The organism is Microbulbifer rhizosphaerae, assembly GCF_014191725.1.
Lineage (GTDB): Bacteria > Pseudomonadota > Gammaproteobacteria > Pseudomonadales > Cellvibrionaceae > Microbulbifer > Microbulbifer rhizosphaerae.
In genome coordinates this window covers 96010-109040 of record NZ_JACHWZ010000015.1, presented here as the reverse complement: position 1 = coordinate 109040, position 13031 = coordinate 96010, and the positions used below count along the sequence as shown (strand labels likewise).

Below are 13031 nucleotides of genomic sequence, written 5' to 3'. Positions count from 1 at the left end.
AGCCATTTGGTATTAGCTCTGTGCACCGGCAGGTGGCAGTTCCACCGCGATGGGAAGGATGGGGCAGGTTTTCACTGTTTTACCTGACGCTGTAACTTGTCGTGCAGAATTCCCAAACGGTTGCAGAGGACCAGAGAATGATTACACAGAAATTCCCCAGCCTTGTTTGTAGCGCATTACTGTGCGCGAGCGGTGTGGCCTCTTCGCACGCCAGCGCCGAAGACACCGACACCGCGCAGACGTTTTCCAGTGCCGTGCAAAACGGCGACCTGGCGATCAATCTGCGCTATCGCGCGGAGAGCGTCGATCGGGACAACCTGTCCAACGACGCCACCGCATCCACCCTGAGAACGCGCGTGAGTTGGCAGAGCGGAAATTACCGCGGATTCAGCGCAATGATCGAAATGGACGACGTAAGCGCAATAGGGCAGGACAATTACAACTCAACCACCAACGGACAGACCGATTATCCGGTAGTCGCCGATCCGCTGGGGACAGAGGTGAACCAGGCCTATCTGCAGTACGGCAACGGGACTTTCAAGGCTACGGCGGGGCGGCAGCGTATAGTGCTGGACGACCAGCGTTTCGTCGGCGGTGTTGCCTGGCGCCAGAACGAGCAGACCTTCGACGGCTACCGGTTTCGCTACGGGCGCGACGGCGCGCTGCAGCTGGACTACAGCTATATCTACAACGTCAACCGAATTTTCGGCGAGGATAGCGAACAGGGAAACCTGGAAGGGGATATACAGATCTTCCGCACCGGTTATCCCCTGACGGAAAATCACAAACTGGTTTTCCTGGCTGTGGATCTCCAGCTGGAGCACGCCGTCGATGCCTCCAGCCGCACCCTCGCGCTGCGTTATAGCGGTGCATTCGGGCGGGTCAACGCGCAGCTGGGCTACGCCCGCCAGACGGAGGCCGGGGACAGCGGCCTCGACTACAGCGCACCCTATTACCTCGCTGAACTGGATACGGATTTCGGACCGGTCAATGTTCGCCTCGGCTATGAAGAACTGGGAGCGGACAACGGAGTGGGATTCTCCACGCCGCTGGCCACCCTGCACAAATTCCAGGGCTTTGCCGACCAGTTCCTGTCCACTCCCGCGGACGGCATCGAGGACCTGTACCTGGGCGCGGCCGGCAAGCTGGCCGGCGGGACCCTGAGTGCCACCTACCACCGGTTTTCCGCAGTGGAGACCTCCGCCGACTGGGGCAGCGAGTGGGACCTCGGCTACAGCCGCAAATTGACCGAACAGTTATCGGCGACGGTCAAATACGCCAGCTACAGAGCCGACGCTTACAGTGTCGATACCGATAAGCTGTGGCTGATGCTCACGGCATCCTTCTGACAGACAAAGGGAGTACCACCTTTGCCCCCGTGCAACACAATCGCCCGCTGATACACTGCAAAGAGTTTAAACACCGAGCCCCCATGCCTAAGCGCCCAGCGTATGGTGTGGGGGCCGTGGCCGACACTGCCGGCCACCAGGGGCGCCCGGGAAACCGGCCGGCCTCCCGCAACTGGAAAGGCGTTTAATGTTAACCGATGAATTTGGGCGCAGGTTTTTTTACCTGCGTCTGTCCGTGACCGATGTTTGCAATTTCCGCTGCAATTACTGCCTGCCGGATGGCTACCAGTGCACAGGAGCGCAAGCGCGGAAAAGACCCCTGAGTGTTGCCGAAGTCCGCACAGTGGTGCGCGCCTTCGCCTCCCTGGGTACGGAAAAAGTCCGCATCACCGGCGGTGAACCCTCCCTGCGCAGGGATCTGCCGGATCTTATTGCCGCAACCAGCGGCGCCGCCGGTATTCGCCGGGTGGCCATCACCTCCAACGGCTACAGGCTCGCCAGTGAAATCGACCGCTGGCGCGACGCGGGCCTGGACCAGCTCAACGTCAGTGTGGACAGCCTGGACCCGCACCAGTTCGAGCGTATCACCGGGCACCACAAGCTGGAAAAAGCGCTGCGCGGAATCGAGCGGGCCCTGGAGCTGGGCGTCGAGACCAAGGTCAACACGGTGCTGCTGCGGGAATACAATCTGGGCGAATATCACAAATTTCTCCAGTGGGTCCAGGCAACGCCGGTGACCTTGCGCTTTATCGAATTGATGCGCACCGGCGATAACCGCAGTTTTTTTGCCAGCAATCACGTCTCCGGCGGCGATATCGAAAAGCGGTTGCTGCGGGACGGCTGGGAACGGCTGACCCGACACCGCAGCGCCGGCCCGGCGCGGGAATACCGGCACCCGGACTACGCCGGCCGCATCGGACTGATCACCCCCTACAGCAAGGATTTTTGTGCGGACTGCAACCGCCTGCGCATGTCCGCACAGGGCGCGCTGCACCTGTGCCTGTTTGCGGAGCAGGGCATCGACCTGCGCGAGGCCATCGTCGGCGGCGACCACCGGGCCCTGGCGGAACTTATTCGGGCGGCGGTGAGCGGCAAGACTGCCGGCCACCAATTGGCGGGCGGCCGGGCCGGGGCGACCCGCAACCTGGCGATGCTGGGCGGCTGAACCGTGGACGAAAGCCCGGTGACAAGCTGCGGCGTGGTGCTGGCCGGTGGCCGCTCCAGCCGTATGGGGCGCGACAAGGCGCTGCTGCCGCTGCCCGGCGGCGACAGTTTTCTCGAGCACGCGCTGGGCCTGATGCGCGGGCTTCCGCTGGCGCAGCTGGTGGTCAGCGGCGCAAGGCCCGGCGGCATTGTAGATCCGGTTCCGGACATGGGCCCCCTGGGTGGACTTTACGCCGTGGCGCGAATTGTAGAGACACAGGGGCTGCTGGTGATGCCGGTGGATATGCCCCTGCTGCGCACCGAGCTGCTCGCGCCGCTGCTCGAAGAGGGGGAGCGCAGCGCACGCGTCTGTCATTTTGCCGGCCACCATTTCCCCTTTTGGCTGCCGCTGTCGCCCGATGTGAAGGATTTTTTGCACCGGGCCGTGCGCGGCAGCGGGGCGAACAGCATCAGCGCCCTGTTGCGCCACGCCGCTGCGCGGCAACTGGAGCCGCCGGAGGCGGCGCGCAGCTTTGGCAATATCAATACACCAGCGCAGTACGCGCAGGAATTCACACATTCAGTTTTTTGATTCAGGTGAAACACTTATGACACACGTTTCAGCGGACTTTATTCCGCTCAATATCGCGGTATTGACGGTATCCGACACTCGCAACGATGAGACCGACACCTCCGGCCAGTATCTGGCGGAGGCTCTGCAGGCGACGGGACACAAACTGGCGGACAGGAAGATAGTGCCGGACGATATCTACCGAATGCGCGCCGAGGTTTCCCGGTGGATAGCACAGGAAGATATTCACGCAGTGCTGGTAACCGGTGGCACCGGCTTTACTGCGCGGGATTCGACACCGGAGGCGTTGCAGCCACTGTTCGACAAGACCGTGGACGGCTTCGGCGAGTTGTTCCGGAAAATCTCCTTTGCGGATATCGGCAGTGCCACAGTGCAGTCCCGCGCCCTGGCGGGGCTGGCGAATCGCACCCTGATCTGCTGTATGCCTGGCTCCACCGGCGCCTGCCGCACCGCCTGGGAAAAGATACTGCTGGAGCAGCTGGACGCGCGCCACCGGCCCTGCAATTTCATACCCCACATTCGCCCCGCGCAGCCAGTGTGCGCCACCAGGGGGTAAGCCGATGGGTAAATTGACTCACCTCAATTCCCGCGGCGAAGCAAATATGCTGGACGTGATGGACAAAGCCGTGACCGATCGCAGCGCCCGCGCCGAGAGCGCCGTCAGCATGAGCGCCGAAGCTTTTGCACTGCTGGTGGACGGCAGCCACCGCAAAGGCGACGCCCTGGCGGTGGCCCGCATCGCCGGCATTCAGGCGGCAAAAAAAACCGCGGAACTGATTCCTCTGTGTCACCCACTCGCACTCACAAAAGTGGAGGTGCAGTTTGAGCTTCTGCCCAATGAGAACAGGGTGCGGATGGAAAGCTACTGCCGCCTGGCGGGCAGAACCGGCGTGGAGATGGAGGCGCTGACCGCGGCGATGGCGGCGGCGCTCACCATCTACGACATGTGCAAGGCAGTGGACCCGGCCATGTGCATAGGTCCCACGCGCCTGCTTAAAAAAAGCGGCGGCAAGCGCGGGGAGTGGCGCCGCGAAGACGCGAACGAGGCGGGCTCAATAAGGAGAGATGAATAGTGATTCAGGTTCTGTTTTTCGCCCGCCTGCGGGCCGAACTCGGCACCGCCGAACACCGACTGCATGGATTTTCTGGCAGTGTGGAAGAGGTGCGCGCGCAATTGTGCACCCTGTTTCCGGACTGGCGGGCTGCCCTGCAATCCGCGGATATTCAGGCGGCGGTCAATCGGGAGATAGCCGCGTCTTCAACACCGGTGCGCGACGGCGATGAAGTCGCTTTCTTCCCACCGGTAACCGGAGGCTAGGGTGAAATTGGATTACATCAAAGTGTGCGGGGCACCCTTTGCGGTGCCAGTCGAGTACGCAGCGCTCAGGTCGGCGAATACCTCTGACGGTGCCTGCGCCGTGTTTGCGGGTTCGGTGCGCGACTACAACGCCGGCGCCGACGTCAGCGGGCTGACGCTGGAGCACTACCCGGGCATGACGGAAGAAAGCCTGCGGCGGATAGTGGCCGGTGCCCGCAGCCGCTGGCAACTGGGGCGGGTGCGGCTGTTGCACCGCACCGGTCCCCTGGCAGTGGGGGAGGATATCCTGTTTGTGGGCGTCACCAGTCCCCATCGCCAGGCGGCATTCGCGGCCTGCCACTATATAGTCGACCGCCTCAAGACGGAAGCCCCTTTCTGGAAGCTGGAATCCGGCGCGGCCGGGGAACGCTGGGTGGCGGCGCGGCGGAGTGACAGGCGCGAGTTGGAAAAATGGCGTACCGACTGACCGCGTTGCTGTTGATACTCTGCCTGCCGTTTCCCGCGCCCGCCGCGGAGTGCCGCCTGCGGGTCGCGGTCGCGGCGAGTTTTCGGCCGGCGCTGGAATCGCTGCTGCCGGAATTCCAACGCCGTCACGACTGCGGGGTGCAGCTGAGCAGCGGGAGTTCCGGAGTCCTCTACCAACAGCTTGTGCACGGTGCTCCCTACGATCTCTTTCTCTCCGCCGACCGGCTGCGCCCCGAACTGCTGGAGCGGCAGGGGCTGCTGGTGCCGGGCAGCCGCGCAAGCTATGCTCGCGGCCTGCTGGCGTTGTGGGCGCCGGGGGGCGCCGCGCTGTCCGCCGATACTTTGCGGCGCTGGCGGGGCAGGGTCGTAATCGCCGATCCCGAACTCGCGCCTTTTGGCGCGGCGGCGCGGGAGGCATTGAGCCACCTTGGGCTCTGGTCGCAATTGCGCCCGCGCCTGGCGCGCGCCGCCAACGCGGGGCAGGCTTATCTATTGCTGGAATCCGGGCACGGCGGCATCGGCTTTGTCGCGGCCAGCCAGTTGCGCGCCGCCGGTCGCGGCGGGGATTACTGGCTGCTGCCGGAGAACTGGTATCCGCCCATCGAACACCAACTGGCAATTCCGGCTTCCAGCCGCCGCCGGGCCATGGCCGAGTCGCTTTCCTCCTATTTGCGCAGCCCGGCGGTCCAGCGCAGGTTGGTGCAACTGGGCTACGGACGGGGAATTGACCGTGGCTCCCGGTGACCTCGAGGCAGTGGCGTTGACTTTGCGCTTGTCCGCCATCACCACTGTGCTGTTGCTGCTGCTGGGAGTGCCGCTGGCCTGGTGGTTGAGCCGGTGGCGCAGTCGCTGGCGGCACCTGCTGGAGGTGCTGGTCACCCTGCCGCTGGTGCTGCCGCCCACGGTGCTGGGTTTTTACCTGCTGTTGTTATTCTCCCCGAATTTCCCCGCTGGCCGGTTGCTGGCCAAGGTAGTGGGCGGGCCACTGGTATTTTCCTTTTCCGGTCTGGTGGTGGCCTCGGTGATTTATTCGCTGCCGTTTATGGTGCAGCCGCTGCTGGGCGCTTTCTTCCAGGGAGGGCAGAGGTTGTCCCACGCCGCGGCCACATTGGGAGTGCCCCCGGCCGCGGCGTTGCTTCACGTGGTGCTGCCCGCCTGCCGCCCGGCGGTGATCAGCGCCTGCGCGCTGACCTTCGCCCACACCCTGGGGGAATTCGGCGTGGTGCTGATGATCGGCGGTTCCATTCCGGGGGAAACCCAACTGGTCTCCATCGCCCTCTACCACCATGTGGAGGCACTGGAGTACGGCGCCGCGCACCGCCTGGCACTGCTGCTGTTCGGGCTGTCTACTACGCTGTTGCTCGCCGCCCGCTGGCTGGCTTCGGCGCGCGGCGGTGCGGCTGCCGGGCGCCATACCGGTGAAGCCGCGGTGCAGGGGGCGGTATGGAAATAAATGGGGAAGGGCTGCGCGCGCGGAAGCTGGTCACCCCGCTGAATCCGGGGGCTCCCTGGGACCTGGACCTGCCCGCACGGGGCATCGTGGGGCTCAGCGGCCCCTCCGGCGCGGGCAAGAGCACTCTGCTGCAGGCGCTGGCGGGCCTTCGCGGGTGTAGCGGCGATATCCACTGGAGCGGCATTTGCTGGCAGTCCGGGAACCGGAGGCTGGCGGCTCACCGGCGCGACGCCTGTGTGGGTTTCCAGGACTGCCGCCTGTTTGCAGGAACCAGTGTGGCGGAAAACCTGGCGCTGGTGCACCGCCACAGCCGCAGACCGCTGCCGCCGGCGGAGCGGCAGCAGCTGCTGGCCGGATTCGGCGCGACGGATCTGCTCGACAAGCCGGTGGAGAGCCTGTCCGGGGGAGAAGCGCAGCGGGTCGCGCTGCTGCGCCAGCTGTTCAGCAATCCGGCGCTCCAGCTGTGCGATGAGGCGCTGTCGGCGGTGGACAGGCCCCTGCGCCTGCGGTTGCTGCCGCAGTTGTGGGATTTCTGGCAGCGGCACCAGGCGCTGGTTGTCTGGGCCAGCCACAGTGTGGAGGAAATCCAGCTGCTCGCCGACAGCTGCCTGTGGATGGAGTGCGGCCACTTGCGCGGCCCGCTGCCTACTCCCCAGGTGGCAGCGCGGCTGGCCGACGAGAAAATGCCGGAGTACAGCCGCATCGACGCGCGGGTGACAGAGCAGCGCGCGGGGCTGCTGCGCCTGTCGCTGGAGGGCCACAGCCTCTACGCCGACCGGGCGGCGAATAATTACCGGGTGGGGCAGGCGGTGCATTTCCTGCTGGCGGCCGGGGACATCAGCCTGTCTGTGGCGCACCCGGGGCTCTCCAGTGCGCTCAACTGCCTGCCGGTGCGCCTCGATAACCTGGAGGTCGCCGGCGACGGCCGGGTGCGTCTCCTTCTGTCGGTTGGAGAGGCACAGTTTTGTGCGGATATCTCCGGCATTTCCTGTGAACGCCTGGCGCTCAAAGCGGGAAAAAACTATTTCGCCCAGTTCAAGGCCTGTGCGCCGTTGGGACTCTGAATCCAATCTAAGTTAAGACCCGCGCCCTGCTACCGAGATTTTTTGCGGGATACGCTGTGAATCCATCCACGACATGGCCCGGCGCTTGCAAATCTTTTCATGCCCAAAAATGGTTACCCAAAAAAATGTGACCTTTATCACACAGCAAACAAAAACCCGATACTGGCACCCAAAAAAATGACTCTCGCGACAAGTGCCCGTGACTTGTCGTCCGTATAATCATGCGCCTACATCGCTGCGCAGACGGCGAGTGGAATTCTGCCCGGAACTTTGTGCGATGTATGACAAACGGGGCAACCAACCAGCTATCCCAACTCTAAGGAGTAAGTACAACATGGCAAATGAAGAGCAGGCAAAGCCGAAGGAAGAGAGCTCCAATAGCTTTCTGGATGGATTTATCGACCAAAGTAGCTCCGCCCCCCAGCGCGGCCCGCGGATGAGCGAAGAGGCTGAAAAGTCTGTAATTGGAAAAAACATCAAGTTCCGCGGTGAACTGATCGGTAACGAGAGCCTGCATATCGAGGGTACTGTCGAGGGCACAGTAATCATGGAGGGACATAATCTCTCCGTGGGTGCCGGTGGTGAGCTGAATGCCAATATTCACGCGAAGAACATTACTGTGGAAGGCGCCCTCACCGGCGATGCTCTGGCAGAAGAGCTGATTGAAATCCGCCGCACGGCAGTGGTCAAGGGCAACCTGATAGCGCCGCGCATCCAACTGGACGACGGCGGTAAGTTCCGCGGCTCCATGGATATGGTGGATACCGATGCGGAAATGAAAGAGCGCACCAGCGATTTCAAAGAGAAGCTGGTACATCCCAATTTGCCGCCGCGGGACAATGAGATCGATGGCAAGAAGAAGGCAGGGAAGGGCAGCTCGGCCAAGAGCAGCGGCCTTTTCTCAGCCAAGAGCGCCGCTACCGAAACCTCCGACAGCCCGGCTGAGCTGGTGACCAGCGACTGATCGTACCGCAAAAAGTGTCAGAAGCGGTTTCACAACGACTGCGTTCCATCTTGTGAACCCGTTTCCTGCTAAACCGCGGTCAAGTGGTGCCGGTTGGCATGACGCGGCCGCGATTTTTCCTTGTGGTGTTTCGGGAAGTATTGCATGCAGCATCACTCTTTCGGCTTGGCGGCGCTCAGCCGGGAAATTATTCAGCCGGGATTTCGCATACTGGATTTGGGGTCTCTGGCAGTGGGGACTACCCAGGCATTCCTGCAGATGAACTGTCCCTGCTACATTGAGGACCTGATCGAATTCTTTGCGGAGAATCAACAGAACCCGGATCTCAAAGGCGCCCTGCAAGACCACTTGGTGGCCAAGCCCTCGCGAATAAAATTTGACGTCGTGCTCTGCTGGGACCTGCTCAACTTTATGAGCACCGAGCTGATCGAGCATCTGATCGAACTGCTCCAGCCGAACCTGAAACCCGGCACTCTGCTGCACGCGATGATATACACGGGCACCGCGCCGCAGGGACCCGCGAGATTCCGCCTGCTGCAGGATTTCACCTACGAAACGGCCGAGGCCCCGCATTACCCCCGGATTCCCTGCCAGCGCCACTCAACCGTGGCCCTGACGCAGAGCCTGGGGCGCTTCAGCCTGAGCAATTCACTGTTGCAGCGCCAGGGAATGCGCAAGGATCTTATCGAACATATTTTTGAATTTGACGGCAACGATTCCCGGGGAAAAGTCCGCCCGGGCGGGGCTTCGGATGTGTCGACTTATTTTACCGCGGCGGAAGCTGGCGAGGCGCTGTCGCTGTCCGGCCTGTCGACGGCAATGGGGGCGGCGCGCAGGTCACCGATCAGCAGGGTGATGGATTGCGGGCCCAGGAGCGGGCGCAATGTGGACGCGTTGCAGAAACAGGTGGGCGAGCTGTTCGTGCTGGATATGCACGCGGCCATTCAATGGCACAAGCAGCGCGGCGAGGACGGCTGCTCGGCGACACGCGCGGCTTTTGGCAAGTTTTCCGGGCTTGCAGAGTGCGATGCGATTCTGGCCTGGGACATTATTGGCTTTTACAGCCCTGATGAGGCGTCGGTACTGAGTGAACTGCTGGTGTCGAAGCTGAAGGCCGGTGGGCTGTTGCACATGGTGTTTTGCAAGCGGGAGCGGTTGCCGCAGAAGCCCGCGGTTTTCGAGGTGCAGGTGGACGAACGGGTGCTGGTGAAGGAGTTCCCCCCCGGGGAAGAGCGGGCCCATTTCAACAACCTGGCGGAAATTATCCGCGCCCTGCCGCGCCTGCAACTGGTGGGCCAGGGCCACGGCAAGCTGCCGAGTGGAGCCTTCTATCACGAATTTATCTTAAAGAAATTCTCTGAGGCATAGTGGATGTCGGGATTATTACACCAGATGTTTTTGTCGCTAACCCCCGCGGTGGTCACCGAGGGGTTTATCCTGCTGATGCTGTCGATTTTCTCCCTCGCACTGCTGTTGCGCTTCTCGGGCCGCGGGCGGGATTTCGTGGAGCAGGGGCCCGGCTTTCTCACCTCCCTGGGCATTCTCGGCACATTTCTCGGCATTATTATCGGCCTCTACGAGTTCTCCCTGGAGGATATCGACCGCAGCATCGCGGACCTTATGGAAGGGCTGAAAACAGCCTTTATCACCAGTGTCATTGGGCTGGCGCTGTCGCTGCTGTTGCGGGTTTTCAGCCGTATGCTGAGGCTGCCGTCGGACCCGGTTCATGACACTGCCACTATCGACGACCTGAATCGGAACCTGCTGGTACTGCGCGACTCACTGGATAATTTTGCCCAGCGATCCGCAGTGGAGCTGGTTGCGCAGTTGGAACAGGTGGTGACTCAGTTTAACCAGGGCCTGCAGGCGCAGTTCGGGGACAACCTGCAGGGTTTTTGCGCACAGCTTTCCGAAATGGAACCCGCGCTGAACGCCGCCGCGGCGGAGTACCGCGCACATGCCGCGCGGGTGGAATCCTGGAGCCAGCATTGCGAGGAGAGCCAGCGACAACTGGTCGACCAGCAGGCCGTGCTCGCACAGGTATATGAAAAAATAGCCGAGCTGCCGCATATGTACCGCGGGCTGGACGAGCTGTTGGAGCGGCAGGGGCAGCAGGCGGCGCAGCTGAACCAACTGCTGGATGCGCAGCACGAGTCGGTGCGGCAGCTGTCGGAACTGGCGCCGCAGCTGCCACCGGTCATTGAGCAGCTGTCGCAGGGCGTCGCGGCCGCGCAGCACCGGGTGGACGAGAACCTCTCGGCGATCAACGCGCAGCTGGAGAGCCAGGGTGACGCATTGGCAGAGCGCTTCCAGTATTTGTCTGCGGCGCTGGAAAATCTTCAGGAGCTGGACCCCGAGGCTCTGCAGAAACTGGTGGGAACCTCCGCGCAGGCACACCGGGAGTCGATGCGGGAGCTGGCGCAGATGATCGCCACTACCCACCGGGAAATGCTGCAGGTCCTCACCGAGGTGATCCGCAAGGAATTGCAGGATACGGATATCTCCATCCGCCGCCAGTACGAACAAATGGACAGGGTGATGGCGGAGCAGGTGGAACAGGTGCTCGCCGCCATGGGCGAGTCCCTGGCCACCATCAGCGGGCAGTTTACCCGGGATTATCGCCAGTTGGTGGCGCAGATGCGGCGGATACAACAGCGGGACCTGGAATATGCCGGCTAGCCTCTCTTCGCGGCTGCGCCCGAGTGAAGAGGGCGAGTGGCTCAGCGTCTCGGACCTGATGGCCGGGCTGATGATGGTTTTTTTGTGCATCTCCATAGTGATGATGCGCTCAATGATGGAGGAGCGGGAAAAAATCCGCGCGCTGGCCCAGTCCTATCGCGACAACCAGCTGGCGATTTACCAGACACTGGTGAGGGAATTTGAAGGCGACCTGCCGCACTGGGGAGCCGCCATCGACAAGGACAGCCTGACCATTTCCTTCAACAACTCCGACGCCATGTTCCAGACCGGCGCCGCGGAGATGAACGCAGATGCCCAGAAGGTGATGGAAAACTTTTTCCCGCGCTACCTGGCCGCGCTGAATCCCTATCTGGATTCCGTGCGGGCGATTCATATCGAGGGGCACACCAGCTCCGAGTGGGGTACCGGGGGGAGTCGCAGCGAAAACTACTTCAACAACCTGCGCCTGTCCCAGAGCCGCTCGCGGGAGGTGTTGCGTTTTGTTCACAGCCTGGTGCCGGCGGAAGAGGTTCCCGGCATGTTGGCACTGGTGGCCGCGGTAGGTTACTCGTCCGCCCGTCCGGTTCTGCGCGCCGACGGCAGCGAGGACCCGGAGAAGTCCAAGCGGGTCGCCTTTCGCGTGATAACCAACTCGGAAGCGCAGATCCACCGAATCTTAGAGGAGGCCCTATAGTGGCACTGTGGAAACAGGCGTTGGCAAAGTTGCGCGGCGCGGCGGACAGCGTGCGCCCGCTTGAGCCCGGCGCAGACAGCGAGAGCGACGCCGTTGAGGACGCGGTGACCGAACTGGTAACGGAGGATGCCGAAAACATCGACGACGTCGCGGACGCAACCGGAAGCAGCTCCGACCAGCCGGCGGTCGCGGATGGAGAGGCATTGGCGCGGGAGCTGCGCGCCGGCATCCAGGTGAGCCTCGGCGAACTGGAGTCCTGCGCCGCGGGCTGGCGTTACCGCGGCCACCCGGTGATGGTTTTCGGCGCCGAGGCGCCGGAACTGACAGAGCCGGAAAGGCGCCGGGATTTTTTCTCGCAGGTGCATCTGTTCCCCTGCTGCGGAGTCCTGGAGAACGAAGAGCGCAGCGTGTGGGTGGCTACGGACCTGGTATCGCTCAACGAAGCGCAGTTGCAGGGGCCCTTCAATTTTTGCAGAACCTGCCTGGACGCGAGCGCGGGGCGGGGTTCGGCCCCCACTGAATTTGATTTTCCCGCCCACGTGCGCAGCCACGGGGACAGCTACTTCGCGGCCTCTCCCTGCCATTGGAAGCCGGGGACCAATGCACTGCCGCTGCAAGCGCCCGCCGCCGAAGCGGAGGGCAGCTGCCCCAATTGCGGCTGTGCGTCGGAAGAGCCGGGCTGGCAACTGAGTGCCGGGGATGTGGAGCAACTGGCACTGCCCGAGGGCATCTGCCTGCTCTGTGCCGAGCGCCAGGTGGACGGCTGCCTGCACTTGGGGGAAACCGTACTGCTGGAGGCAGCCTGGGCCCGCTATCACTATCTGGTCGCCCAGGCGGCACAGGCGCCGGCGCCCTCCTGGAAATTGACGGAGGCGATTTTGCCCATGGCCTGGCAGCCGCTGTTGCGCAGCCTGCAGCAGATGCTGCCACCGCCGGAGCTGTTTTACCCGATCGAGGAAGATGTACCGCCGACGGTGCTGGCCTGGCCGGCCCTGAGCCGGGGAATTGTCGTGGACGAGGCCCTCGCCCTGGAGGGTGTGCCGGGCTGGAGTCTGTGGTCGCGGGCGCAGATAGAGTCGGAGCTCGGGTTCAAATTGCGCTGAGGTGGCGGGGCGGCCAAGACTACGAATCAAGAGACTGGGCGATCCTGCTGTCGGGGGCTTTTTGCGGGACACGGGCTAGGCGCCCCCCTTAAATACGTCCTTGTACGCTCGTAATCGGCATCCATGCCTCATACGGTCCCGCAAAAAGCCCCCGACAGCAGGATCTTCACATCACGTCCATCACTTAACCGAACGGCATTACCGCTT

The 13031-nt window shown here is 62.8% G+C and carries 15 protein-coding genes and 1 riboswitch; all 15 genes read left to right on the top strand.

What is annotated here, in order from left to right:
- The first annotated feature begins 137 nt into the window (after nt 1-137).
- The 15 genes from FHS09_RS15685 to FHS09_RS15615 all read left to right on the top strand — a co-directional run bounded on the left by FHS09_RS15685 (nt 138) and on the right by FHS09_RS15615 (nt 12824).
- Nucleotides 138-1349, top strand: coding sequence for an alginate export family protein (locus FHS09_RS15685; protein WP_183461614.1), 1212 nt, complete (start codon nt 138-140; stop codon nt 1347-1349).
- Nucleotides 1350-1408: 59 nt separating this feature from the next.
- A riboswitch (molybdenum cofactor riboswitch) is annotated at nt 1409-1548 on the top strand.
- Nucleotides 1537-2514 carry a GTP 3',8-cyclase MoaA gene (gene moaA, locus FHS09_RS15680; protein ID WP_183461612.1) on the top strand — a complete coding sequence of 326 codons (978 nt, stop codon included), beginning with the start codon at nt 1537-1539 and terminating at the stop codon, nt 2512-2514. It overlaps the preceding riboswitch by 12 nt.
- A 3-nt stretch (nt 2515-2517) precedes the next feature.
- Nucleotides 2518-3084, top strand: a complete 567-nt coding sequence (gene mobA, locus FHS09_RS15675) for an NTP transferase domain-containing protein (RefSeq protein ID WP_221192042.1) — start codon at nt 2518-2520, stop codon at nt 3082-3084.
- A 16-nt stretch (nt 3085-3100) separates the two neighbouring features.
- A complete protein-coding gene (gene moaB, locus FHS09_RS15670; RefSeq protein ID WP_183461608.1) occupies nt 3101-3640 on the top strand; it encodes a molybdenum cofactor biosynthesis protein B in 540 nt (179 codons plus the stop codon).
- Nucleotides 3641-3644: 4 nt separating this feature from the next.
- Nucleotides 3645-4157 carry a cyclic pyranopterin monophosphate synthase MoaC gene (gene moaC, locus FHS09_RS15665; RefSeq protein WP_183461605.1) on the top strand — a complete coding sequence of 171 codons (513 nt, stop codon included), beginning with the start codon at nt 3645-3647 and terminating at the stop codon, nt 4155-4157.
- Nucleotides 4157-4402 (top strand): molybdopterin converting factor subunit 1, encoded by a 246-nt coding sequence (gene moaD / locus FHS09_RS15660; RefSeq protein ID WP_183461603.1) that lies wholly within the window; start codon nt 4157-4159, stop codon nt 4400-4402. The genes moaC and moaD overlap by 1 nt, the downstream gene beginning before the upstream one ends.
- A gap of 1 nt (nt 4403) precedes the next feature.
- Nucleotides 4404-4868, top strand: coding sequence for a molybdopterin synthase catalytic subunit MoaE (gene moaE / locus FHS09_RS15655; RefSeq protein WP_183461601.1), 465 nt, complete (start codon nt 4404-4406; stop codon nt 4866-4868).
- Entirely contained in the window at nt 4853-5611 is a 759-nt protein-coding gene (modA, locus tag FHS09_RS15650; RefSeq protein WP_183461599.1) for a molybdate ABC transporter substrate-binding protein, read from the top strand. Before moaE ends, modA begins: the two co-directional genes overlap by 16 nt.
- A complete protein-coding gene (gene modB / locus FHS09_RS15645; protein WP_221192041.1) occupies nt 5592-6320 on the top strand; it encodes a molybdate ABC transporter permease subunit in 729 nt (242 codons plus the stop codon). Before modA ends, modB begins: the two co-directional genes overlap by 20 nt.
- On the top strand, nt 6311-7384 hold the full coding sequence (locus tag FHS09_RS15640; protein WP_183461595.1) for an ATP-binding cassette domain-containing protein: 1074 nt from the start codon (nt 6311-6313) through the stop codon (nt 7382-7384). The genes modB and FHS09_RS15640 overlap by 10 nt, the downstream gene beginning before the upstream one ends.
- Before the next feature lie 334 nt (nt 7385-7718).
- Complete coding sequence (locus FHS09_RS15635; RefSeq protein ID WP_183461593.1) at nt 7719-8348, top strand: bactofilin family protein; 630 nt, start codon at nt 7719-7721, stop codon at nt 8346-8348.
- 144 nt (nt 8349-8492) lie between these two features.
- Entirely contained in the window at nt 8493-9716 is a 1224-nt protein-coding gene (locus tag FHS09_RS15630) for a hypothetical protein (RefSeq protein WP_183461591.1), read from the top strand.
- A 3-nt stretch (nt 9717-9719) separates the two neighbouring features.
- Entirely contained in the window at nt 9720-11027 is a 1308-nt protein-coding gene (locus FHS09_RS15625) for a MotA/TolQ/ExbB proton channel family protein (protein ID WP_183461589.1), read from the top strand.
- Nucleotides 11017-11721 (top strand): OmpA/MotB family protein, encoded by a 705-nt coding sequence (locus FHS09_RS15620; protein WP_183461586.1) that lies wholly within the window; start codon nt 11017-11019, stop codon nt 11719-11721. The genes FHS09_RS15625 and FHS09_RS15620 overlap by 11 nt, the downstream gene beginning before the upstream one ends.
- Nucleotides 11721-12824 carry a hypothetical protein gene (locus FHS09_RS15615; RefSeq protein ID WP_183461584.1) on the top strand — a complete coding sequence of 368 codons (1104 nt, stop codon included), beginning with the start codon at nt 11721-11723 and terminating at the stop codon, nt 12822-12824. The genes FHS09_RS15620 and FHS09_RS15615 overlap by 1 nt, the downstream gene beginning before the upstream one ends.
- Nucleotides 12825-13031 lie beyond the last annotated feature (207 nt).

Coding starts and splice junctions, on each gene's coding strand:
- FHS09_RS15635 (WP_183461593.1), top strand. CDS start 7,719: ATGGCAAATGAAGAGCAGGCAAAGCCGAAGGAAGAGAGCTCCAATAGC.
- FHS09_RS15620 (WP_183461586.1), top strand. CDS start 11,017: ATGCCGGCTAGCCTCTCTTCGCGGCTGCGCCCGAGTGAAGAGGGCGAG.
- FHS09_RS15630 (WP_183461591.1), top strand. CDS start 8,493: ATGCAGCATCACTCTTTCGGCTTGGCGGCGCTCAGCCGGGAAATTATT.
- FHS09_RS15625 (WP_183461589.1), top strand. CDS start 9,720: ATGTCGGGATTATTACACCAGATGTTTTTGTCGCTAACCCCCGCGGTG.
- moaA (WP_183461612.1), top strand. CDS start 1,537: ATGTTAACCGATGAATTTGGGCGCAGGTTTTTTTACCTGCGTCTGTCC.
- FHS09_RS15640 (WP_183461595.1), top strand. CDS start 6,311: ATGGAAATAAATGGGGAAGGGCTGCGCGCGCGGAAGCTGGTCACCCCG.
- modA (WP_183461599.1), top strand. CDS start 4,853: ATGGCGTACCGACTGACCGCGTTGCTGTTGATACTCTGCCTGCCGTTT.
- FHS09_RS15685 (WP_183461614.1), top strand. CDS start 138: ATGATTACACAGAAATTCCCCAGCCTTGTTTGTAGCGCATTACTGTGC.
- moaB (WP_183461608.1), top strand. CDS start 3,101: ATGACACACGTTTCAGCGGACTTTATTCCGCTCAATATCGCGGTATTG.
- moaC (WP_183461605.1), top strand. CDS start 3,645: ATGGGTAAATTGACTCACCTCAATTCCCGCGGCGAAGCAAATATGCTG.